Source organism: Curtobacterium uvaldense, assembly GCF_028307415.1.
GTDB lineage: Bacteria > Actinomycetota > Actinomycetes > Actinomycetales > Microbacteriaceae > Curtobacterium.
This window is the reverse complement of the sequence record NZ_JAQMHU010000025.1, coordinates 20,950-42,919: the sequence shown is the minus strand read 5'-3', so window position 1 is coordinate 42,919 and position 21,970 is coordinate 20,950. Positions and strand designations below refer to the sequence as shown.

Here is a 21,970-nt window from a genome sequence, read left to right as displayed (position 1 = left end):
GATTCCTTCCTCTGGGGTCCGAGAGCTGAGTGCTCCCCGGACTCCTGACCGTAGGGGTCGGAACGTCGATTCTGAAGTGTGAAATCTCAGTACGACGAGTTGTTACGCCGCTTCGCCCCACCGAGCTGTGCGCAACCGCACTGCTGCGGCACTACGCTCGGACGTGGTCCGCGACGCAGCGCTGCGGTGACCCGCGGTCCAGTACGTCCAGAAGGTACCCAGGAGGACCGAAGTGACCGAATCCGCTCCCGTCGACCCCACATCGACCGACGGCTGGAAGAAGCTCGCCGGCATCGCCGACGGATTCACCCCCGACCTGCGCGGTTGGTTCGACAGCGACCCCGGTCGCGCCGATCGCTACACGTTCCAGGCCGCCGACCTGACCGTCGACCTGTCGAAGGGCCTCGTCGACGACGAGATCCTCGCCGCCCTGCTCCAGGTCGCGAAGGACACCGGCGTCGCCGAGCGCTTCGAGGCGATGCTCGCCGGCGAGCACATCAACGTGACCGAGGACCGCGCCGTCCTGCACACGGCGCTCCGCCGTCCGCGGGGCATCGAGCCGGCGCTCGTGGTCGACGGCCAGGACGTCGACGCCGACGTGCACGCCACGCTCGACAAGGTCTACGCCTTCGCCGAGCAGGTGCGCGACGGCTCGTGGACCGGTGTCACCGGCAAGCGCATCGAGACCGTCGTCAACATCGGCATCGGCGGCTCCGACCTCGGCCCGGTCATGGTCTACGAGGCGCTCAAGCCGTACGTGCAGGAGGGCCTCGAGGCGCGCTTCGTCTCGAACATCGACCCCGCCGACATCTACGAGAAGACCGTCGACCTCGACCCGGAGACCACGCTCTTCATCGTCGCGTCGAAGACCTTCGGCACGCTCGAGACCCTGACCAACGCCCGTCTCGCCCGCCAGTGGCTGTGGGAGCGCCTCGGCCTGACCGACGCGTCGGACGACGAGAAGTCGAACGCTGTCGCCAAGCACTTCGTCGCCGTCTCGACCGCGCTCGACAAGGTCGCCGCGTTCGGCATCGACCCCGAGAACGCCTTCGGCTTCTGGGACTGGGTGGGCGGCCGCTACTCGGTCGACTCGGCCATCGGCACCTCGGTGGTCATCGCGATCGGCAAGGAGAACTGGGAGCAGTTCCTCGCCGGGTTCCACGCCGTCGACGAGCACGTCCGCACCACGCCGCTCGAGCAGAACGTCCCCGTCCTCATGGGTCTGCTCAACGTCTGGTACACGAACTTCCTCGGTGCGCAGAGCCACGCGGTCCTGCCGTACACGCAGTACCTGCACCGCTTCGCCGCGTACCTGCAGCAGCTCACGATGGAGTCGAACGGCAAGCGCGTCCGCTGGGACGGCTCGCCCGTCACGACGGACACCGGCGAGGTCTTCTGGGGCGAGCCGGGCACCAACGGCCAGCACGCGTTCTACCAGCTCATCCACCAGGGCACCCGCCTGATCCCGGCGGACTTCATCACCGTCGCGAAGCCGGCGCGTCCGCTCAAGGACGAGTCCGGCGACGGCAAGGCCGTGCAGCCGGGCCAGGACGTCCACGCGCTGTTCCTGGCGAACTTCTTCGCGCAGACCAAGGCGCTCGCGTTCGGCAAGACCGCCGACGAGGTCCGCGCCGAGGGCACCACCGACGAGGGGATCGTCGCGGCCCGCACCTTCACGGGCAACAAGCCGTCGACGTCGATCCTCGCGCCGGAGCTCACCCCGAGCGTGCTCGGTCAGCTCATCGCCCTCTACGAGCACATCGTGTTCACCGAGGGCACCATCTGGGGCATCGACTCGTTCGACCAGTGGGGTGTCGAGCTCGGCAAGCAGCTCGCGCTGCAGATCGCCCCGGCGGTCGACGGCGACCAGGACGCGCTCGCGTCGCAGGACTCCTCGACGAAGGCGCTCATCGCCAAGTACCTGGAGCTGCGCGGCGAGTAGCCCACGCACCTGACGGACGGACGGGAGGCGCGGTGCCAGCTGGCACCGCGCCTCCCGTCCGGTGCGTGGTCGCGCTTGCCGCGGGGCGGCCTCGGCCCCGAGACTCGGCCCCGCGGACACCTTCGCGGCTCGCGGGCCGCGAACACGTCCGCCTGCGCGAGACTCGGCGGGCGTGCGACCAGCCGGCGTCAGCGCGCGAGCGGGTCGAGGTTGAGGGTCGTCCCCTCGTACAGGTACTGGTCGTCGCCGAACACCTGCACGTCGGCGTTCAACCAGACGAGCGCCTTCACGCTGATGCCGAAGCGTGCCGCGACGTCGCCGATCAGGTCGTCCGGCGCGACCGTGTAGGAGCGCGGCGCACCGGACGCCGTCGTCGCCGTGACCGGACCGGAGGCGTTCGACCGTGCTCCGCTGTCGACCGGGTGCACGTTCGTCTGCCGCTCGGGCACCGACCAACGCACCGGCGCGACCGCGAGCACCTTGCCGGCCGCGATCTCGATCGGCAGGTCGGCCTGGCCGGGGTCGGCCGCCGAGGACACCACGAGCGTCACGAGCCCCGACGGGTCGACACCCGAGCCGTCGAGCGGCACGTCCTTCGCGACCGGCGCGGGGGTCGGACCGCCGAGCACGGTGTCGCCCACGCCGGGGTAGGTCAGGCCGTCGCCCACCGTCCGCTCGCGTTCGAAGAACCCGGCCCCGATCGGGACGGGCAGCGACGAGGTCACGCCGCTGAACTGTGCGGTGAAGGTGTCGTCGCCGTCCGCCACGACGCGGTAGTGGAAGTGGATGCTGCCCTTCGGTGAGGCGACGTCGCCCTCGGCCAGCACCGTCCCGGCCGGGATCGGGGTGAGCACGGGGTCGGGGACGGCGGCCTCGGACGCGACCGGGCTGGGCGCGCGCGGGGTCGCCGAGGCCTCGAGCCGGGCGGCGTCCGGGTCCTCGGTCGCCGTCGGCGACGGGGTGGACGTCCGGCTCGCCGTCGGCAGGGCCGAGGGCGCCGGGAGCGCTCCGTCGGACCCGCCGAGCAGCGAGCAACCGGACAGCGCGACGGCGACGACCAGAGCGGTGGCACCGGTCGCAACGGTTCGGTTCATGATTCCCCCTCGGTTCGAGATGCTACCGGCGGACCCGGCGCGGCAGGGAGCGGCGGCGAGCGGATGTGTCGAGGGACGTAGCTGTCGGCGCGAGCGGCTACCGTCGAGGCATGGACCGCCACGACATCCTCGCCGCCGCAGCCGCCGCCCACGCCGCTCGCATCGCCGAGGCGGGCGGTGACGACACGGCCGCCCGGCAGCGTGCCGCCGCCGTCGAGGGGCGCGAGCACGGGACGGACGATGCTTCGGCCGAGGCCGTCCGCGCGGTCCAGCGCCGGCGTGCAGGAGAGGTCGAGCGGGCCGCTGAGCGCACCGAGGGCGCCCTCTCCGACTGGCACCGGATGGGCACCCGTCGCGGGGTCACACCGGACGAGCAGCTCCGGAGCGCCTGGACGGTCACCGGGGTCCCGGAGTCCGGCGCCGCACGCGCACTGGCGAACGTCCTGCTGTCCACCGCCGGGCACGCGGGTCGGGTGGCGGACGCGGCTCGGCGCAACCCGGCGCTCGGCGGGGCCGCGAGTGCAGCGGCCCGACGGACCGTCCGCCGCTACACCGACCACGGGGCCGGCATGGCTTCGCTCGGCGACGTGCTCGGCGACGGTCCGGCCGACTCCGACTGAGCAGCACCGGCCTCCGCCGACCGGTCGGAGGATCGGCCGGCCGCACGGGTGAGCGGTCCGGTCGACGGGACACGGAACGGGACACGATCGCCGCGCGCACCGTCGCGAGGTCCCCCGACGAAGGAGCCACGCAATGGTCGACACCGCGCCGACAGCACCGAAGGTCGCTCTCCCCCCGGTGGGGGAGGGCCCCCACCGCCGCCGTCTCGGTGTCCTGGCCCTCGTCGCGACCCTCGGCGGCCTCCTCTTCGGCTACGACACCGGTGTGATCAACGGGGCGCTGCTCCCGATGCAGCAGGAGCTCGGCCTGACGGACCTGACCGTGGGCGTCGTCACGAGCTCGCTGCTCTTCGGCGCTGCGGTCGGTGCGGTGCTCGGCGGTCGGATCGCGGACGGCTGGGGACGTCGGAGGACGATCGTCCTGCTCGCCGTGGCCTTCTTCGTCGGCACGCTGACCTGCGTCCTCGCCCCGACGTTCGGGGTCATGGTCGTCGGCCGGGTCCTGCTCGGGCTCGCGGTCGGTGGGGCGTCGACCGTCGTGCCCGTCTTCCTCGCCGAGCTCGCACCGTACGAGATCCGTGGATCGCTGTCGGGCCGCAACGAGCTCATGATCGTGATCGGCCAGCTCGCCGCCTTCGTGGTGAACGCCGTCATCGGCACCCTCTGGGGCGAGGGCGACGGCGTCTGGCGCGTCATGCTCGCCGTCTGCGCCCTGCCTGCGGTGGCGCTCTTCGTCGGCATGCTGCGCGTGCCGGAGTCGCCGCGGTGGCTCGCGTCGAAGGGCCGGTACGGGGAGGCCCGTGCGGTGCTCGTGCAGGTCCGCTCCGAGGAGCGCGCCACGGCCGAACTCGAGGAGATCGAGCGCGCGAACGAGCGCGAGGCGGAGCTGCGGCACGGCGGCGGGTGGCGCACGCTGCTCGGCAGCGGGTGGCTGGTCCGGACCGTGCTCGTCGGGTCCGGCATCGGTGTCGCGCAGCAGCTCACCGGCATCAACTCGATCATGTACTACGGGCAGACCGTCCTGGTCGAGTCCGGCTTCCAGGAGTCGGCGGCCCTCATCGCGAACATCGCTCCCGGGGTCATCGCGGTGGTCGGCGGGGTGGTCGCCCTCACCAACATGGAGCGCATCGACCGACGCACGACGCTCGTCATCGGGTACTCGCTGACGACGGTGTGCCACTTCCTGATCGGCATCGCGTCGATGACCCTGGTCGAGGGCAACCCCGCTCGACCCTGGGTGATCCTGGTCCTCGTCGTCGCGTTCGTCGGCTCGATGCAGACGTTCCTCAACATCGCGACGTGGGTGATCCTGTCGGAGATCTTCCCCACGCAGATCCGCGCGCTCGGCATGGGCATCGCCGTGTTCTGCCTCTGGACCGCGAACGCGTTCCTCGGGCTGACCTTCCCCACGATCGTCGCGGCGACCGGCATCACCGGCACCTTCTTCGGGTTCGCCGTGGTCGGCGTCCTGGCCCTGCTCTTCATCCGGAGGTTCGTGCCCGAGAGCCGGGGCCGCACCCTGGAGGAGGTCGAGCAGGGGCTCCCCACCCGTGACGTCTCCGCCGTCGCCACGGAGCAGGCGCAGCGGTAGCCCGCGCTGCCACGCGGACCGATGCCGGGGGACGCCTGCTCGACCGGGGCTCCGGCACGGGTGTGTACGGTGCACCGTTGTCGGGCGACAACGATCACGGGAGGCGCACGCGATGACCGAACTGCAGGTGGGCGACCTGCCGACGACGCTGACCGCGGTCTGCGCGGTGCTCCTCGTGGTGGCGGTCGGCTGCGCGCTCGTCGTCGCGGTCGACGTCGTCCGGCACCCACCGCACATGCGGGTGATGGCGCTCGTCTGGCCGCTGACGATGCTCTTCGGCAGCGTGGTGTGGCTGGTCTTCTACCTCCGCCGGGGCCGTGCGACGGTGGGCGGTCACGGCCGGTGGGCGGGCACCGCGATCGACACGAGCCACTGCGGCGCCGGGTGTGCGCTCGGTGACCTCGTCGGCGAGTTCGGGCTCGTCGCCTTCCCGGCCCTCGGCACCCTCGTCGGGCTCGGCACGCTCTACCAGGACCGCATGTTCGCCGGGTGGATCATCGACTTCGTCATCGCGTTCGTCGTCGGCATCGCGTTCCAGTACGCGGCGATCGCGCCCATGCGCGGACTCGGGTGGCGCGACGGACTCGTCGCCGCGCTGAAGGCCGACACCCTCAGCATCACCGCGTGGCAGGTCGGCATGTACGGCGCGATGGCGGTGCTGCAGTTCGCGCTGCTGCCGGCAGTGCTCGGTGGCCGCGTCGGCGTGCTCACACCCGAGTTCTGGGTCGCGATGCAGGTCGCGATGGTCGCCGGGTTCGTCTGCTCGTACCCGATGAACGCGCTCCTGGTGCGGAAGGGGCTGAAGGAGGCGATGTGACCTCCGGCGCACGCCGCGACGGACGGGAGGCGCGGTGCCAGCTGGCACCGTCCTCCCTCGCGGGCTCGGTCGGCGCGCCCCGCGCAACGCTTCGCGTTGCCGCTGAGCGGGGCGCGCCCGTCCGTCCCGGGGTGCTGGACCGCTACGGGCGCAGCAGCACCTTGCCGACACGGCCGGCGGTGTCGCTGGCACGCGCCGCGTCGCGGGCGTCCTCGAAGACGAAGGTCTCGGAGACGGGGAGCGTCAGCGATCCGTCGAGCACGCGGGTGATGAGCTCGCCGAAGAGCTGGCCCTTGAGCTCGGCCGGCATGGTCTTGCTGACGACGGCGCCCCAGAACCCCTTGACGGTGAGCTGGCCGAAGATGACCTTGCCGGACGGGATCTCGAGCGTCGGCGACGCCATGGCGCCGAAGACGACGAGCGTGCCGTTCTCGCCCATGACCGAGGCGATGTCGCCCGCGGCCTTCCCGCCGACGGACTCGACGCCCGCGATGATCGGGGCACCGCCGGTGAGCTCGCGGACCTGGTCCTGCCAGCCCTCGGAGTCCGTGGCGACGATGCGGTCGATGCCCTGCTCCCGCAGTTCCTCGACGCCCTCGGCGCGACGGACCAGACCGATCACGTTGATGCCGCGGGCCTTGCCGAGCTGCGCGACCATGCGGCCGACGGCGCCGTTCGCGGCGTTCTGGATGATCCAGTCGCCCTCGTGCAGGTCGAGCGAGTGCAGCAGGCTGATCGCGCTGAACGGCATCGAGACGAGCTGCGCGGCGGACTCGTCGGGCATGGCGTCCGGCACGGGGACGAGCCCGGCGGCGTCGGCGACGTAGTACTCGGCCCAGACGCCGAAGGTGCCGCCCGCGACGCGCTGGCCGACCTGCAGGCGGTCGACGCCCTCGCCCAGGGCCTCGACGACGCCGAGCGCCTCGGTGCCGCTGGCCGCGGGGAGCTCGGGCTTGAACCCGTAGGTGCCGCGGATCGTCCACAGGTCGTGGTTGTGGATGGGGGAGAGCACCGTGCGGACGAGCACCTGGCCGGGGCCGGGCTGCGGGACGGGGCGCTCGGCGACGGTCAGGACGTCGGCCGGCTCGCCGAAGGTCTCGTGGACGACGGCACGCATGGTGGTGGGGGTGGTGTCGGTCATGGGTCAGTCCTCCGAGACGACGATGGTGACGTCGATGTTGCCGCGGGTGGCGTTCGAGTACGGGCAGACCTGGTGCGCGGCGTCCGCGAGGGCCTGGGCCTGGTCGTGCTCCAGGCCGGGGATGACGACCTCGAGCATGACGGCGAGCTGGTAGCCGCCCTGGCCGTTCGGGCCGATGGAGACGCGGCCACCGACGGTCGAGTCGGTGATCTTCACCTTCTGCGCGCGGGCGACGCCCTGCAGCGCGGAGTGGAAGCACGCGGCGTAGCCGGCTGCGAAGAGCTGCTCGGGGTTGGCGCCGTTGCCGGAGCCACCCATCTCCTTCGGGATGGCGAGGTCGTGCTCGACGCGGCCGTCGCTGGTGGCGACGTGGCCGTTGCGGCCCTCGCCGGTGGCGAGCGCCTCGGCGGTGTAGAGGACGTCCATGGGGGTCCTTCCTTCCTTCGTGGGGTCAGTCGTCCGACGCTGTGGGGGCGTCGGTGGTCGTGGTGGCGGTGTCGTCGGCCGCGGCGTGCATGGTCGCCGTCAGGCGCTGGAGCGTCGCGATGAGCTCGAGGGCGGCCTGCTCGTCGGACAGGCCCATGCCCGCGGCGATGCGCGCGGGGACGTGGGCGAGCTCGGGGCGGATCGAGCGACCGCGGTCGCCGAGCGTGACGGTCACGACGCGCTCGTCGGTGCTGCGGCGCTCGCGGCGGACCAGGTCGGCCCGCTCCATGCGCCGGAGCAGCGGCGACAGGGTGCCCGAGTCGAGCTGCAGGTGCTCGCCGAGCGTGGAGACGGTCTGGTCGCCCTCGATCCACAGGGTCACGAGGACGAGGTACTGGGGGTACGTCAGTCCCCAGGGCTCCAGCAGTGCGCGGTACGCCTGGGTGGTCGCCCGGGACGCCGCGTAGAGCGAGAAGCACACCATCTCGTCGGTCACCGGCATGCCCACCAGTGTGGCACGCAACTCAGTTGTGCACAACCAGGTTGTTCACAGGTGGGCACGGGCGGTCGCGCGCACGGCCGGTTAGGCTGACCTGAGCCACGATGACCAGCAACGACACCGACAGCACCGCGACCCCGGGAGCAGGACCCAGCCTCCGCACCGGGTCAGCGTCGTCCCACGGCAAGACGATCCTGATCGGCGAGCACGCCGTGGTGTACGGCGTACCCGCGCTCGTGCTCCCCGTGCTCGACGTGCGGGTGACCGCGGCGGTGACCCCGGTGGCGCCCGGCGACGGCAGCCGGCTCGAGTCGACCGTGCACACCGGCCCCCTCGACACCGCACCGGCGGCCGTGCTGCCGACGGTGACCGCCGTGACCGCGACGCTCCGGCACCTCGGCGCCGAGGAGCAGCACGTGCACGTCCGGGTCGACAGTGCCGTGCCGACCGCCCGGGGCATGGGTTCGAGCGCCGCCGTCGCCGCCGCCGTGACCGCCGCCGTGGCCGACGTCTTCGGTCGGACCCTCGACCCCGAGGAGCACCACGAACTCGTGCAGGAGTGCGAGCGCGTCGCCCACGGCCGCCCCTCCGGACTCGATGCCCGAGGGGTCGTCGCCGAGGTGCCCGTGTGGTTCGAGGGCGGCGTGGTCGAGCCCGTCCCGCTCGGCGCGGTGTTCACCTTCGTCGTCGCGGACACCGGTGTCCCGGGGCACACGCGCGAGGCGGTCGCGGCCGTCCGGGAACGGCACGACGCCGACCCCGCCACGGTCGACGGCGTCGTCGACGCCATCGGAGCCCTCGCGCGACGCGCACGGGGGACACTCGAGGATGGCGATGCCCAGGCCCTCGGTGCCACGATGGACGCCGCGCACGAACTGCTCACCGAACTCGACGTGTCGAGCGCGGACCTCGACCGGCTCGTCGACGCCGCACGCCGTGCGGACGCCCTCGGCGCGAAGCTCACCGGCGGTGGGCGCGGCGGATGCGTCCTCGCGCTCGTCGCGGACGGGGAGCACGCCGACCGCGTGTCCGCCGCACTCCGTGCCGCGGGCGCGACGGAGACCTGGACCACCACGATCGGAGCCCGCGCTTGATGACCGCCACCGCCGTCGCGCACCCCAACATCGCGCTCGTGAAGTACTGGGGCAAGGCCGACGCGCAGCTCGCCCTGCCCGCCACCGGCAGCGTGTCGATGGGCCTCGACGTCTTCCCGACCACGACGACCGTGACGCTCGACGCCGCGGCGGAGGCCGACTCGCTCGTGCTCAACGGCGGCGCGGCCCCCGAGGGTGCGCTGCTCCGCGTGCAGCAGTTCCTCGACCTCGTGCGGGCGCTCGCCGGGTCGTCCGACCGTGCGGCCGTCGTCTCCGAGAACACCGTGCCGACCGGCGCCGGGCTGGCCTCCAGCGCGTCCGGCTTCGCGGCCCTCGCGACCGCGGCGTCGGCGGCCTACGGGCTCGACCTGTCCGAGCGCGACCTCTCCCGGCTCGCCCGACGCGGTTCGGGGTCCGCCACGCGCTCGATCCCCGGCGGTGTCGCGGTCTGGCACGCCGGCGACGACCAGGGCTCCTACGCCGAGCGCGTCCCCGCCCCGCCGATGGCCATGGTCGTGGTGACGATCTCCGCCGGCGAGAAGGCGATCGGCTCGCGTGAGGCGATGCGCCGGACGATCGCGACCTCGCCGTTCTACCCGGCGTGGGTGACGTCGACGACCGAGACCGTGGGGGAGATGCTCGACGCCTGCGCCGCCGGTGACTTCACCCGGATCGGGGAGCTCACCGAGAGCAACGCGCTCCGCATGCACGCGACGATCGAGGGCGCCTTCCCGCCCATCCGGTACCTGAACGCCCGCAGCGTCGCCGTGTTCGATGCCGTCGCCGAGCTCCGTGCCGCCGGGACCGAGGCGTACGCGACCGCCGACGCCGGCCCGAACGTCGTGGTGCTCACGAAGCCCGAGGACCGCGGTGCCGTCGCCACGGCGCTCGCCGGTCTGGGAGACGTCATCGAGTCGGGCACCGGACCAGGCGCACGGGTCGTCCGCTCCGAAGGGACGGAGGCACCCGGAGTGGGTGCCGTCCGACCGGAGGAGACCGCCGAGTGATCGAGTTCCGCGCCCACGGCAAGCTGTTCGTCGCGGGCGAGTACGCCGTCGTCGAGCCCGGGCAGCCATCCGTGCTCATCGCCCTCGACCGGGCCATCACCGCCCGGGTGCGCGAGGGCCACGGTTCCGGGAGCGTGCACTCCGAGGAGTACGGGCACCTCCCGCTGACGTGGACCCGCGACGAGGACGGCCTGGCGCTGGACCGCGAGCACCACCCCTACGACTACGTCATGGCGACGATCGACCTGGTCGAGAAGCTCCGGGCCGAGCGTGGGATCGCACCGCGGTTCCACGACCTCCGCATCGAGAGCCAGCTCGACGACGCCAGCGGTCGGAAGTTCGGACTCGGATCCTCGGCCGCGGTCACCGTCGCCACGGTCGGCGCACTCGACCGGTTCTACGGCATCGGGCTCTCGCAGCGGGACCGCTTCCGGGTCGCGCTGCTCGCGACCGTCCGGGTCAACCCGCGCGCGTCCGGCGGCGACCTCGCCGCGAGCACGTTCGGCGGCTGGCTCCGCTACAGCGCACCGGACCGCGAGCGCCTGGTGGCCATGCTCGACCGCCGCTCCGTGACCGCGATCCTCGACGACACCGACGCCTGGACCGGCTTCGACGTGCAGCGCCTGCCCGCGCCGGCGGACCTCGAACTCCTGGTCGGCTGGACGGGCTCGCCGGCGTCGACGACGAAGCTCGTCAGCGTGGTCCGGAAGCACCGCAACGGCGGGTACCAGGCGTTCCTCGACGACAGCCGCGCCTGCGTCGACGACCTGACCACGGGCCTCCGGACCGGCGACGCCGCGATGACGCTCGACGCCCTGCGGCGCGCCCGCGTGCTCATGCAGCGCCTCGGCGCGTCCGTCGGCTCGCAGATCGAGACCGAGCGGCTCGCGACCCTGTGCGACGTCGTCGAGTCGGCCGGCGGGGCGGCGAAGCCGTCCGGTGCCGGCGGCGGCGACTGCGGCATCGCGCTCGTCCCGGCGGACACCGACCTCGCCGGCATCCACCGCGCCTGGGAGGCGCACGACATCAGACACCTCAGCGTCGCGGTGCAAGCGCCCGAAGGGAGCGTCGAATGACCGACCTGCTGACCCCGATCCCCACGAAGTGGGTGGGGCCGATCCGCGTGAGCGGCAACGCCGTCGAGGGCGAGCACGAGGTGCCCCTCGCCACGTACGAGTCGCCGCTGTGGCCGTCCGTCGGTCGCGGTGCCCGCATCTCGCGCATGGTCGAGGGCGGCATCGTCGCGACCGTCGTCGACGAGCGCATGACCCGCTCGGTCGTCGTGAAGGCGGACAGCGCCGCCGCTGCGAACATCGCGGCGGGCCGCATCCTCGCGCGCCAGGACGAACTCGAGCAGATCGTCGCCGGGCAGAGCCGCTTCGCGAAGCTCATCGAGGTGCACCCCGAGATCGTCGGCGACCTGCTGTTCCTGCGCTTCGCGTTCACCACGGGTGACGCCTCCGGCCACAACATGGTGACGCAGGCGGCGGACAAGCTGCTGCCCGCGATCCTCGCGTGGGAGCCGGGCCTGCGCTACGTCAGCGTCTCGGGCAACTTCTGCACGGACAAGAAGGCCACCGCGGTGAACGGCATCCGCGGTCGCGGCCGGAACACGATCGCCGAGATCGTGATCCCGGGGGAGATCGTCGAGAAGCGGCTGCGGTCGAGCGCTGCGCGGATCGCGGAGCTCAACGTGGCGAAGAACCTGGTCGGCTCGACCATCGCCGGGGCCCTGCGCTCCGCGAACGCGCACTACGCGAACATGCTCCTCGGCTTCTACCTGGCCACCGGGCAGGACGCCGCCAACATCGTCGAGGGCTCGCAGGGCATCACCTACGCCGAGGCCCGCGGTGACGACCTCTACTTCTCCACGGCGCTGCCGCACCTCATCGTCGGCACGGTCGGCAACGGCAAGGGCGGGGACCTGCCCGTCGTCGAGGACGCCCTGGTGCGCCTCGGCTGCCGCGAGGACCGGGAGCCCGGTGCCAACGCCCGCCGCCTGGCCGCCCTGTGCGCGGCGACGGTGCTCTGCGGTGAGCTGTCCCTGCTCGCCGCCCAGACCAACCCGGGCGAGCTGATGGCGGCGCACGTCGCCATGGAACGTCGCGGGTCGAAGCCCGCAGGAGGTGCAGCATGAGCGCCCAGCAGCGCGACGCACGGCAACCGCTGTCCGTCGGCATCCACGACATCGCGATCGCGACCGGCCACCACGTGCTCGAGCTCGACGACCTGGCCGAACGGCTCGGCGTCGACCCGGCGAAGTACCACGTCGGCATCGGGCAGGACGCGTTCAGCGTGCCCGCGCCCGACGAGGACATCGTCACCATGGGTGCCGCCGCCGCGAAGGAGGTCATCGACCGCCACGGCGTCGAGGGCATCCGCACGGTGCTGTTCGCGACCGAGTCGGGCGTCGACCAGTCCAAGGCCGCCGGTGTCTACGTGCACGGGCTCCTCGGCCTCCCGCAGAACGTCCGCGTGGTCGAGCTGAAGCAGGCCTGCTACGGCGGGACCGCGGCCGTGCAGCTCGCCCTGGGCATCATCGCGCGCGCACCCCACGAGCGGGTCCTCGTCATCGCCGCCGACGTCGCCCGGTACGACGTCGACACCGCCGCCGAGCCCACCCAGGGCGCCGGGGCCGCGGCGATCCTGGTGTCCGCGGACCCCGACCTCATCGAGATCGAGCCCGCCGCGGGCGTCTTCACCGCCGACGTCGACGACTTCTGGCGACCGAACGACCGCTCGACGGCGCTCGTCGACGGCCGGCTGTCGGTCAGCGCGTACGTCGACGCGTTCGTCGGGGCGTGGGACGACCTGGCGTCGCAGGGCGGCCCGGCGTACGAGGACATCGTGCGCTTCGTCCACCACCAGCCGTTCACGAAGATGGCGCTCAAGGCGCACCGGAAGCTCACGCAGCACGTCGGGGTGCCCTTCGACGAGTCCGAGCTCGCGATCGGCTTCACCTACAACAAGCAGACCGGCAACACCTACACGGCGTCGCTCTGGATCGGCCTCGCGGCGCTGCTCGACCTCGACGACGACCTGGGCGGCGAGCGGATCGCCCTGTTCAGCTACGGCTCGGGCAGCGTCGGGGAGCTCATCACCGGGATCGTCCGGCCCGACTACCGCTCCCACCGCCGCGAGGGCCGGGTCCGCGCACTGCTCGCGGCGCGCACCCCGCTGACGGTCGACGCGTACCGGGAGCTGCACGCTGCCGGTGCCGCCACGAGCGAGGACGTCGAACGGCCCCGCGTCACGGCTGCGCCGTACCGCTTCGCGGGTGTGCGCGGCGGTGCGCGGCACTACGAGGCGACCGCGCAGGACTGACGCGACCCCACGACGGACGGGAGGCGCGGTGCCGGCCGGCACCGCGCCTCCCGTCCGTCCCCGCACCCGTCCCTCGCTCGCCCGCACGGTGTAGAAGGATCCTCATGGGTCAGATCGTCTACGACGGTGAGGTGCTCGACCTGCGGGTCGACGACCGCGCGCTCACGCACCTGCAGATCGTCATCGTGAACATGCTGCGGCGCGACCACCGCTTCGTGTTCTCGTGGAAGGACGACGTGCTCCACGGCGACGGGCGCAGCTCCGTCTGGCTGCACCCGAACGTCAGCCTGCGGTTCACCTTCGCGGGCAGCCGGGTGCCCGCGATCAACCGCAGCTGGCTCGAGGAGCTGTACGCGGCGGCGACCTCCGGCGCCGGGCTCGTGCTCGTGCCCGAGCCACCGGACACGAGCACCGCGGCGGACTCCGCGTGGTCCCGCGCGGTCGTCCCGGGGGCGGCGGAGTCCGCGTCCGCCGGCGACACGGAGTAGCACAGCGGCCGAGCCGGGTCAACGGGTTCCGGCCGTCGCGGGCGCCTCCGTAGGGTACGGGTGCCGCTGGACGCACAGTCCCCACGGCCGGTGTCAGGGAGCCGGCCGGCTGCGACCGCGGACGGAGGGAACCGCATGTCCGCGACGGAGGACACGGTCGACGACCGCGCCGGGACGGTCGTCGAGGTGGAGCGTCGACACGAGATCTGGATCAGGGGTCTCCTGGTCGAGCCGGACGGGTGCACGCTGTACTCGGACTTCTTCGTCGAGCGGGATGCGGAGTCGGTCGCCGTCACCGGGTGACCGTCCCTCGGGTGCCCCGGCCGTCGGTCCCTCGGCGGCCGGGGCACGCCTCGGCGCCCGCGCCGCTCAGTACACGTCGCGGACGTAGCGCTTCGCGCGCCGCAGGTCCGCCAGGTACGCCTGCGCGTCGTCGTCCCCGCGGCCCCGACCGGTCGCGATGACCTCCAGGAGCGCCTGCTCGACGTCCTTCGCCATGCGCGAGGCATCGCCGCACACGTACACGTGCGCCCCGTCCTCGAGCCACCGGAAGAGCTCCGCCGCCTGCTCGCGCATCCGCGTCTGCACGTAGACCTTCTCGGCCTGGTCGCGCGAGAACGCCAGGTCGAGCCGGGTGAGCACGCCCGACGCCTGCATCTCGGTGAGCTCGTCCTCGTACACGAAGTCGGTCTCGCGGTGCTGGTCGCCGAAGAACAGCCAGTTCCGCCCGGTCGCACCGGCCGCTGCCCGCTCGTGCAGGAACCCGCGGAACGGGGCGATGCCGGTGCCGGGGCCGATCATCACCATCGGGGCGTCGCCGTCGCCGGGGACCCCGAACGCGGCGTTCGGCTGGAGGTACACGTCGACCTCACCGTCGGCCTGCACCCGGTCGGCCAGGTACGTCGACGCGACGCCGGCGTGGGACCGGTGCGCGTCGCCGTAGCGGACGGACGCGATCGTCAGGTGGATGCGGTCCGGGTGCGCCAGCGGGCTCGACGAGATCGAGTACTGCCGCGCCTGCAGCCCGCGGAGGTTCGGGAGCAGCTCCTCCATCGACGGCGCCGCGGTACCGGCGTCCCGGAGCAGGTCGAGGACGTCGCGGCCCCAGAGCCACCGGTCGAGCTCGTGCTTGTCCCCGTGCGACACGACCGCCGCGAGCTCCGACGCCGGTGCACGCTGCACGAGGTCGGCCACGAGGTCCTTCGACGGCGTCCGGATCTCACGCTCGGTGCGCAGGACCTCGGCGAGCGGCCGTCCGTCGAACACGGCGGCCCCGTCGGCCCCGAGGTGCTCGAGCAGCTGGCCGACGAGCGCGGGGTCGTTGTGCGGCACCACCGCGAGGGCGTCGCCCGCGCGGTACTCGATGCCCGAGGTGCCGAGGTCGAACTCGACGTGCCGGATCTCCTTCGCGCTGCGCGGCGAGGAGAGCAGCCGGTTCACGACGAGCGGGGCTCGGTACGGGTTGCGCTTGTTCCACTGCGACCCCGGCCGGGAGGCGCGGCTCGCCTCCGACGCGCCCGCTGCGGCGGACGACGTGGACGCGGCTGCGGCGGGGCCGTCCGCCCCGGGCTGCGCTCCGGCCTCGGCCGCCAGCCGGTCGAGGACCGCCGCGCTCCAGAGCGCCGCGGGGTCCTCGAAGTCGACGTCGCAGTCGACGCGGTCGTGGATGCGGGTCGCGCCGAGCTGCTCGAACCGCAGGTCCAGGAGCTTCCCGGCCTGGCAGAACTCGTCGTAGCTCGTGTCGCCGAGCCCGAGCACCGCGTACTGCAGCCCCTCGAGCCGGGGGACCGTCGAGGCCTGGACCGCGTCCCAGAACAGGCCGGCGTTGTCGGGCATCTCGCCCTCGCCGTACGTCGAGGTGACGACGAGCACGTGCGACATGCCGGCGAGCTGCTCCGGCGTCACGGCGTCGAGCGGTGTCGCCCGTCCGCCGAGCCCGCGCGCCTTCGCGCCGGCGACGAGCTCGTCGGCGAGGAACTCGGCGTTGCCGGTCTGCGTCCCGAAGAGCACGTCCACCGTCGTGGTCGGGGCACCGCCGGTGGCACGCTTGCCCGCGGCCGCGATGCCGGCGATGAACCCGGCGAGCCACGACTCCTGCGCTGCCGAGAACGGGGCGTCGACCGGGATCAGCTGCCCGGTGGGGGGAAGCGTGCTCATGCCGACACCGCCTCGACGGGGGCCTGCGGGGCGCGGGCGGCGATGTCCTCGAGCGCCGCGGTCGCGAGCAGCTCGTCGAAGCGGGCGGCGCGGACACGGCCGGCGTTCTTGGCGTTCTGGTGCATGATCCACCCCGTGGTACCGGGCATGTCCGCGCTGCGGTTGTTCCGCTGTGCGAGGGCACGCTTGGCGTCGTCGAGCCGCTTGACGGCGATGAGGGTCGCGAGCTCGTCGTCGGCGAACCGGTCGAACGTGCCGCGGAGGTACTTCACGACGCGCTGCTTCACCTGGAAGTCCTCGGTCAGGACGAGGTTCCGCACCGCCTCGGTCACCCGGGGGTCGCTCGGCGCGGCACCGGGCACACGTTCCTGCGCGACGTCCTGCGCCACCCCGAGCACCGTGTACGACGACAGCAGCGAGAACGTGTCCTCGCCCTGGTCACCCAGCGCCGGAGCGCGGCCGTCGAGCACCGTCCGCTGGTCGCGGTAGTCCACCTTGAACGCCCGGAGCTTGTCCGTCGCCACCGAGGTCGCGAGCTCGTCGAGGAGCTCGTTCCGCGTCGCGGCGGCGAGGATCTCGTCGGCGTCCTGGCTGAGCAGGAGCGCGCGCGGCATCCCGACGAACACGTGCTCGCGAGTGGTCGCCCAGTCCGCGAGCAGCCGCTCGGCGAGGGCGGACCCGGTGGCCTCGAGGTGCCACTCGAGCAGCAGCTTCGCCGCGGCCTCGTGGAACGCACCGCGCTCGGTCTCCGTGACGGGGAAGACGAGGAGCGAGTCGGTGCTCGCGCGCTCGGCCACCGCTCCCGACGGGTCGTACTGGTACAGGAACCCGCCGGACATGCCGTTGCCGAGGCCCTTGCCGTGGCCGCCGAGGTTGAGCACGGCGCCGCCGGTCATGTACTCGCAGCCGAAGTCGCCGAGGCCCTCCACCACCGCCGTCGCGCCCGAGTTCCGGACGGCGAACCGGTCGCCGGCCTCGCCCTCGACGAACGTGCGTCCGCCGGTGGCGCCGAACAGCGCGAAGTTGCCGACGAGGACGTTGCCGCCGCGCTCGGCGCTCCCGCCGCCCGGGGCACGGACGACGATGCGTCCGCCGGACTGGCTCTTGCCGACACCGTCGTTCGCCGTGCCGGTGTGCTCGAGCGTCGTGCCGTCGTTCGTGAAGACGCCGTACGACTGCCCGGCAGCGCCGTGGGTGCGGACCGTCACCGCGCCGTCGACCAGGCGACGGCGACCGCGGTCGTCGGTGGTGACCGCCGGGTGGCCCGACAGGTCGACGTCCCGCAGCTCGTGGTTGAGGAGGCGCTCGACGTCGATCCCGAGCTGCCCGCCGACCGACTTGTCGGCGTTGCCCAGGCCGATGCCGTCCACGGTCAGGGCGTGCTCGTGCCCGTCGACGAGCGCGGCCCGCACCTGGTCGATCAGGGCGTCGTCGGTGCGGTAGTCCTTCTCGAGGTACTCGGGGTCGGTGACGACCTTCTCGGGCACCTGCGCGAGCAGGTTCCGCACGTCCAGCCGGCCGACGGACGCCGGGTGGTCGAGGAGCTGCAGCAGGTCGGTGCGACCCCGGGCCTCGCGGAGGGACTGCAGGCCGAGTCGCGCGAGGATCTGCCGGACGTCGTGCGCGATGTTGAGCAGGTACTGCGCGAGCGCACGGGGGTCGCCCTCGAAGGCCTCGGCGTTCGTGGTCAGGCCCGCCGGGCACTTCACGTTGCAGTTCTTCGCCATCACGCAACCGAGCATCATGAGCGCGGTCGTGCCGAACTCGAACGAGTCCCCGCCGAGCAGCGCGCTCGTGACGACGTCCGAGCCGGTCTGGTGCGCACCGGAGCAGCGGAGCGTGACCTTCTGGCGCAGGCCGTTCGCGACGAGGGCCTGGTGCACCTCGGCCACGCCGATCTCCGCGGAGCGTCCGGCGTACTTCAGGCTCGTGACGGCCGCGGCGCCGGTGCCGCCGGTGTTGCCCGCGACGTTGATGACGTCCGCGCCGGCCTTCGCGACGCCGACCGCGATCGTGCCGATGCCCTCGGAGGACACGAGCTTCACGACCACGCGGACCCGGGCGGCCTTGCAGTCGTGGATGAGCTGCGCGAGGTCCTCGATCGAGTACGTGTCGTGGTGCGGCGGCGGCGAGATGAGCTCGACGCCGGGCGTCCCACCCCGGGCCGCGGCGATGTCCACCGTGACCTTGGACGCGGGGAGCTGTCCGCCCTCGCCGGGCTTGGCGCCCTGGCCGATCTTGATCTCGAGCTCCTCGAGCATCGGGTCGGCCAGGTAGCCCGCCCAGATGCCGAACCGACCCGACGCGAACTGCTTGATGCGCGAGCCGCGGATCGTGCCGTAGCGGGAGTGGTGCTCGCCGCCCTCGCCCGAGTTCGACATGCCGCCGACCATGTTCGTGCCGTGGGCGACGGCCTCGTGCGCGGTCGCGACGAGGGCGCCGTGGCTCATCGCACCGGACGCCAGGGTCCGGGTGATCTCGTGCGCGGGCTGGACCTCGGCCACGTCGACGCTCGCCGGTGCCTGCTGCAGCAGGCCGAGCAGGTCGGCGGCCGCACCGGTGGCGCGCAGCGTCACCCGGTCGTCGGCGACGACGTCGACGTCGACCGTGCCGGGGTGCAGCAGGGCGAGCCCGTCCGCGAGGGCCCGGTGGCGCAGTGCGCCCGTGGGCCCCGTCGAGGTGAGCCGAAGGGTGAAGCGGGTCGTGCCTCCCGGCAGGGCGTCCTCCGAGGAAGACCGCGAGCCGGACAGCCCGCGCACCGTGATGCTCGCGTTCCCGGTGGTCGAGAAGCGGCCGAGCTCGCGCGCGAAGTCCGACGCCTCGTCGATGCCGGTGACGTCCGCGGGCAGGGCGAGCACGTCGCGCAGGGCCGCCGGGCGGCGGGAACGCTCGTCGTGCGTGGTCTGCAGGAACGTGACGTAGCCCGGCGTGATGCGGTGCGCGTCGATCTCGGCGTCGCTCAGCCGGTCGTAGCCGGTGTTCCGGTACGCCGTGTCCGAGATGCCGAACGAGTCGTCGAGCTGCCGGAGCGTGAGCAGCCGCAGCGCGTCGGAGTCACCGGAGCGCTCGAAGGCCGGGCGCTCCTCGGTCATGCCGCCGAAGCCGCGGACGCTCGCGACGCCGAACGAGTGTCCGGCGCCGTCCGACCGCTCCTTGAACAGGCCGAGCAGGGGGACCTGGCCCTCGGTGGCGACCGAGCGCGCGCGCTCGTGCCACTCGGTGGACGCCTGGGCGATGCGGGCGAAGCCGACACCGCCGACCGGAGCGGCCATGTGCGGGAAGACCCGGGCGAACAGGTCGTCGCCGGTGTCGAGGTAGTTCGGCTCGAAGAACTCGCCGCCGATGTAGCTCTCGGCGGTGCACAGGCCGACGCGGCCCATCGTCTTCGCCAGCGCCTTCTCGGCCGCCTTGCGGAAGCGCTTGAGGGCGGCATCCGTCTCGGTGAGCTGGCCGGCGGGTGCGGGGGCGGCGGGGTACTTCTCCTCCGCGCGGAGCCGGGCGGACAGGCTGTACACGGCCGAGGCCCCGAAGCCCAGGGCGGTGGCCACGTGGTGCGAGGACGGCAGCTGGCCGGACTCGGCGACCACGGACACCCGCAGGCGCAGACCGGTCTCGATGAGCCGCTGGTTGACGGCGGCGACGGCGAGGATCACGGGGAGGGGTGCGTGCGTCGACGACACCGAGCGGTCGGTCAGGACCGCGATCCCGCCCTGGCGCTCGGCGAAGGCCACGACGGCACCGGCGAGCCGTTCGGTCGCGGTACGCACGGCGTCCGCGTTCGCCTGCTCGTCGTCGACGACCGGCACGTAGAGCATGTCGAACCGTTCGAGCGGCACGATCGTCTGGTCGCGCAGGCGGACCATGTCGAGGTGCCCGAGGACGGGGGAGTCCACGACGATCTGCCGGCTCGACGTGCCGGACGCGCTGCCCGTACCGTCCGGCTTGCTGCCGAGGGCGACCCGCATCGACATGCCGTCGGCCTCGCGGATCGAGTCGAGCGGCGGGTTCGTCACCTGGGCGAAGCGCTGCGAGAAGTACTTCGCCATGCCGCCCTCGGTGTCGCTCAGCGCGTTGATGGCGTTGCCGTAGCCCATCGCCGAGATGCGCTCCGAGCCGGTGGCGAGCATCGGGTCGAGCATGAACCGGAAGCTCTCCTGGTTCAGCGAGTACGCCACGTAGCGGCCCGCGAGCGACAGGTCGCCGTCGTAGCCCAGCGTGCTGGTGCCGCGGTCGTAGGCCGGCGCCGGCAGGTCGTCGAGGTGCACGCGGGCGGCGTCGAGCAGCGTCCCGTAGTCGCGACGGGCGGCGAGCATCCGCAGGACCTCGTCCGTGCGCATCACCGACCCGGTGCGGTGGTCGACGACGAGCATGCCGCCGGCCTCGATGCGACCGCGGTGCACGACCTCGTCGGCCGGGAACGTCACCTGGCCGGACTCGGACGCCACCATGAGGTACTCGTCCGTCTGCACGGTCCGCAGAGGACGGAGCCCCAGTCGGTCGAGCCGCGCGCCGACGACGTCGCCGTCGCTGAAGATCACGGCAGCCGGGCCGTCGTTCTTCTCCTCGTACAGCGAGAAGTACTCGAGCATGTCCCGGACGTCGGCCGTCAGGGTGCGGTCGTTCTCCCACGCCGGCGGCATGAGCGTGACGACGGCCTCGACGATCTCGAGCCCGTCGTCGAACACGCGGCTCTGCAGGGTCTGGTCGAGCCGGCTCGAGTCCGACTGTCCGGGAGGCCGGACGATGCTGCGCGTGCGGGCGGCGGCGAGTGCCTCGTCCGACAGCCGGTTCTTCCGGTCGGTGTTGAGCTCACCGTTGTGCGCCATCAACCGGAACGGCTGCGCCATGGTCGGGTGCGGCTCGGTGTTCGTCGAGAACCGCGTGTGGAAGTAGAGCGTGCGCACCGAGTGCCGCGGGTCCGTGAGGTCGCGGAAGTACGAGATCACCTCGCCCGAGTTCAGTCGGCCCTTGAGGATCTGCGTGCGGGCACTGAGCGACAGCGGGTAGAGCGCGGCGTGCGGGGCACGGGCCTCGGCCGCCTGCGTGTAGGACACGCGCTCGACGGCGAGCAGGGCGCGGTTCGCCGCGGCGTCGACGTCGGTGCGGGACCACCCCTCGGGCGCGCGGAACACCCACTGCACGATCGGCAGCTGGTACTGCTCGGCCTCGGGACGGGCGACCGAGTGGTCGACGGGGACGTCGCGGACGAGCAGCAGCGCGAAGCCCTCGTGCTCGATCGAGTCGGTCACGGTCTGCACGGCGGCGGCACGCTCGTCGGGGTCGGCCGGCACGAAGCAGTTCGCGACGCCGAAGTGCCCGGCGACGAGCTCCTCGCCGGTGATCGCGCTGAAGAACTCCACCGACAGGTCGATGCTCACGCCGGCGCCGTCACCGACGCCCTCGGCGGACTTGCCGCCCCGGTGCGGGATCGAGCAGAGCGCTTCGTCACCGCGGACGATGACGTCGTGGGTCGGCACCCCGTCGAGGCGGGTGATGAAGCCGACGCCGCAGTCGCTCGACTCGCGGGCAGGGTCGTACAGACCGAAGGGGGAGGGGTTCACGTGCGGGTCCAGTGGGGCTCAGCCGGCAGCGGACGGCCAGGGCTGCATCGGTGGAGCGCTCGCCGCGGGCGGACCGGTGGTGGCGGTCGTGGCCCTGTGTGGGGGTGGTGCGGTGAGCCGATGCTACGGCTTGGTATACCGCGGGTGCAACAGACCGGCCGGACGGGAGGCGCGGGGCGGTCCGGCCACGCGCCTCCCGTCCGGTGCGC

General features: G+C 72.7%; 17 protein-coding genes. 11 read left to right on the top strand and 6 right to left on the bottom strand.

The window, feature by feature from the left end; all coding sequences use genetic code 11:
• Positions 1–232 precede the first annotated feature (232 nt).
• Positions 233–1,942, top strand: coding sequence for a glucose-6-phosphate isomerase (gene pgi, locus PIJ49_RS13415; RefSeq protein WP_251154426.1), 1,710 nt, complete (start codon positions 233–235; stop codon positions 1,940–1,942).
• 188 nt (positions 1,943–2,130) lie between these two features.
• Here the strand turns inward: pgi and PIJ49_RS13410 are convergent, their stop codons facing one another.
• Entirely contained in the window at positions 2,131–3,036 is a 906-nt protein-coding gene (locus PIJ49_RS13410; protein ID WP_271826831.1) for a LysM peptidoglycan-binding domain-containing protein, read from the bottom strand.
• 110 nt (positions 3,037–3,146) lie between these two features.
• Between PIJ49_RS13410 and PIJ49_RS13405 the strand changes: the two genes are divergently transcribed.
• From PIJ49_RS13405 to PIJ49_RS13395, 3 genes are all read left to right on the top strand, one after another.
• The gene (locus tag PIJ49_RS13405; RefSeq protein ID WP_271826830.1) at positions 3,147–3,656 is read left to right on the top strand and encodes a hypothetical protein; all 510 of its coding nucleotides are present in this window, start codon (positions 3,147–3,149) and stop codon (positions 3,654–3,656) included.
• A 133-nt stretch (positions 3,657–3,789) separates the two neighbouring features.
• Positions 3,790–5,247, top strand: a complete 1,458-nt coding sequence (locus PIJ49_RS13400; RefSeq protein ID WP_271826829.1) for a sugar porter family MFS transporter — start codon at positions 3,790–3,792, stop codon at positions 5,245–5,247.
• A 112-nt stretch (positions 5,248–5,359) separates the two neighbouring features.
• Positions 5,360–6,064, top strand: a complete 705-nt coding sequence (locus tag PIJ49_RS13395) for a DUF4396 domain-containing protein (protein WP_209685788.1) — start codon at positions 5,360–5,362, stop codon at positions 6,062–6,064.
• A 142-nt stretch (positions 6,065–6,206) separates the two neighbouring features.
• Here the strand turns inward: PIJ49_RS13395 and PIJ49_RS13390 are convergent, their stop codons facing one another.
• From PIJ49_RS13390 to PIJ49_RS13380, 3 genes are read right to left on the bottom strand one after another with little or no spacing between them, the layout of a single operon-like run.
• A complete protein-coding gene (locus tag PIJ49_RS13390; protein ID WP_066658646.1) occupies positions 6,207–7,181 on the bottom strand; it encodes a zinc-binding dehydrogenase in 975 nt (324 codons plus the stop codon).
• A gap of 27 nt (positions 7,182–7,208) precedes the next feature.
• Positions 7,209–7,631 (bottom strand): organic hydroperoxide resistance protein, encoded by a 423-nt coding sequence (locus PIJ49_RS13385; RefSeq protein ID WP_066656027.1) that lies wholly within the window; start codon positions 7,629–7,631, stop codon positions 7,209–7,211.
• 25 nt (positions 7,632–7,656) lie between these two features.
• A complete protein-coding gene (locus PIJ49_RS13380; RefSeq protein ID WP_200884109.1) occupies positions 7,657–8,133 on the bottom strand; it encodes a MarR family winged helix-turn-helix transcriptional regulator in 477 nt (158 codons plus the stop codon).
• Between the two features lie 101 nt (positions 8,134–8,234).
• Between PIJ49_RS13380 and mvk the strand changes: the two genes are divergently transcribed.
• From mvk to PIJ49_RS13345, 7 genes are all read left to right on the top strand, one after another.
• The gene (mvk, locus tag PIJ49_RS13375) at positions 8,235–9,224 is read left to right on the top strand and encodes a mevalonate kinase (protein WP_066656025.1); all 990 of its coding nucleotides are present in this window, start codon (positions 8,235–8,237) and stop codon (positions 9,222–9,224) included.
• A complete protein-coding gene (gene mvaD / locus PIJ49_RS13370; protein WP_271826828.1) occupies positions 9,224–10,231 on the top strand; it encodes a diphosphomevalonate decarboxylase in 1,008 nt (335 codons plus the stop codon). The genes mvk and mvaD overlap by 1 nt, the downstream gene beginning before the upstream one ends.
• Positions 10,228–11,307, top strand: coding sequence for a phosphomevalonate kinase (locus PIJ49_RS13365; RefSeq protein WP_209685782.1), 1,080 nt, complete (start codon positions 10,228–10,230; stop codon positions 11,305–11,307). Before mvaD ends, PIJ49_RS13365 begins: the two co-directional genes overlap by 4 nt.
• Entirely contained in the window at positions 11,304–12,368 is a 1,065-nt protein-coding gene (locus PIJ49_RS13360) for a hydroxymethylglutaryl-coenzyme A reductase family protein (protein WP_271826827.1), read from the top strand. Before PIJ49_RS13365 ends, PIJ49_RS13360 begins: the two co-directional genes overlap by 4 nt.
• Positions 12,365–13,555, top strand: coding sequence for a hydroxymethylglutaryl-CoA synthase (locus PIJ49_RS13355; RefSeq protein ID WP_209685780.1), 1,191 nt, complete (start codon positions 12,365–12,367; stop codon positions 13,553–13,555). Before PIJ49_RS13360 ends, PIJ49_RS13355 begins: the two co-directional genes overlap by 4 nt.
• Positions 13,556–13,659: 104 nt before the next feature.
• Positions 13,660–14,043 (top strand): DUF7882 family protein, encoded by a 384-nt coding sequence (locus PIJ49_RS13350; RefSeq protein WP_066656011.1) that lies wholly within the window; start codon positions 13,660–13,662, stop codon positions 14,041–14,043.
• Positions 14,044–14,178: 135 nt separating this feature from the next.
• Positions 14,179–14,346 (top strand): hypothetical protein, encoded by a 168-nt coding sequence (locus PIJ49_RS13345; protein ID WP_271826826.1) that lies wholly within the window; start codon positions 14,179–14,181, stop codon positions 14,344–14,346.
• 66 nt (positions 14,347–14,412) lie between these two features.
• On the opposite strand, the gene PIJ49_RS13340 is transcribed toward PIJ49_RS13345, so the two are convergent.
• Complete coding sequence (locus PIJ49_RS13340) at positions 14,413–16,200, bottom strand: sulfite reductase subunit alpha (RefSeq protein ID WP_271826825.1); 1,788 nt, start codon at positions 16,198–16,200, stop codon at positions 14,413–14,415.
• On the bottom strand, positions 16,197–21,761 hold the full coding sequence (locus PIJ49_RS13335) for a glutamate synthase-related protein (RefSeq protein ID WP_271826824.1): 5,565 nt from the start codon (positions 21,759–21,761) through the stop codon (positions 16,197–16,199). The genes PIJ49_RS13340 and PIJ49_RS13335 overlap by 4 nt, the downstream gene beginning before the upstream one ends.
• Between the last annotated feature and the right edge of the window lie 209 nt (positions 21,762–21,970).

Excerpts from the sequence above, each read along its gene's own strand:
- PIJ49_RS13340 (WP_271826825.1), bottom strand. The coding sequence starts at position 16,200 with ATGAGCACGCTTCCCCCCACCGGGCAGCTGATCCCGGTCGACGCCCCG.
- mvk (WP_066656025.1), top strand. The coding sequence starts at position 8,235 with ATGACCAGCAACGACACCGACAGCACCGCGACCCCGGGAGCAGGACCC.
- PIJ49_RS13410 (WP_271826831.1), bottom strand. The coding sequence starts at position 3,036 with ATGAACCGAACCGTTGCGACCGGTGCCACCGCTCTGGTCGTCGCCGTC.
- PIJ49_RS13400 (WP_271826829.1), top strand. The coding sequence starts at position 3,790 with ATGGTCGACACCGCGCCGACAGCACCGAAGGTCGCTCTCCCCCCGGTG.
- PIJ49_RS13390 (WP_066658646.1), bottom strand. The coding sequence starts at position 7,181 with ATGCGTGCCGTCGTCCACGAGACCTTCGGCGAGCCGGCCGACGTCCTG.
- PIJ49_RS13345 (WP_271826826.1), top strand. The coding sequence starts at position 14,179 with ATGTCCGCGACGGAGGACACGGTCGACGACCGCGCCGGGACGGTCGTC.
- PIJ49_RS13355 (WP_209685780.1), top strand. The coding sequence starts at position 12,365 with ATGAGCGCCCAGCAGCGCGACGCACGGCAACCGCTGTCCGTCGGCATC.
- PIJ49_RS13350 (WP_066656011.1), top strand. The coding sequence starts at position 13,660 with ATGGGTCAGATCGTCTACGACGGTGAGGTGCTCGACCTGCGGGTCGAC.
- PIJ49_RS13405 (WP_271826830.1), top strand. The coding sequence starts at position 3,147 with ATGGACCGCCACGACATCCTCGCCGCCGCAGCCGCCGCCCACGCCGCT.
- PIJ49_RS13395 (WP_209685788.1), top strand. The coding sequence starts at position 5,360 with ATGACCGAACTGCAGGTGGGCGACCTGCCGACGACGCTGACCGCGGTC.
- PIJ49_RS13360 (WP_271826827.1), top strand. The coding sequence starts at position 11,304 with ATGACCGACCTGCTGACCCCGATCCCCACGAAGTGGGTGGGGCCGATC.
- mvaD (WP_271826828.1), top strand. The coding sequence starts at position 9,224 with ATGACCGCCACCGCCGTCGCGCACCCCAACATCGCGCTCGTGAAGTAC.
- PIJ49_RS13385 (WP_066656027.1), bottom strand. The coding sequence starts at position 7,631 with ATGGACGTCCTCTACACCGCCGAGGCGCTCGCCACCGGCGAGGGCCGC.
- PIJ49_RS13380 (WP_200884109.1), bottom strand. The coding sequence starts at position 8,133 with ATGCCGGTGACCGACGAGATGGTGTGCTTCTCGCTCTACGCGGCGTCC.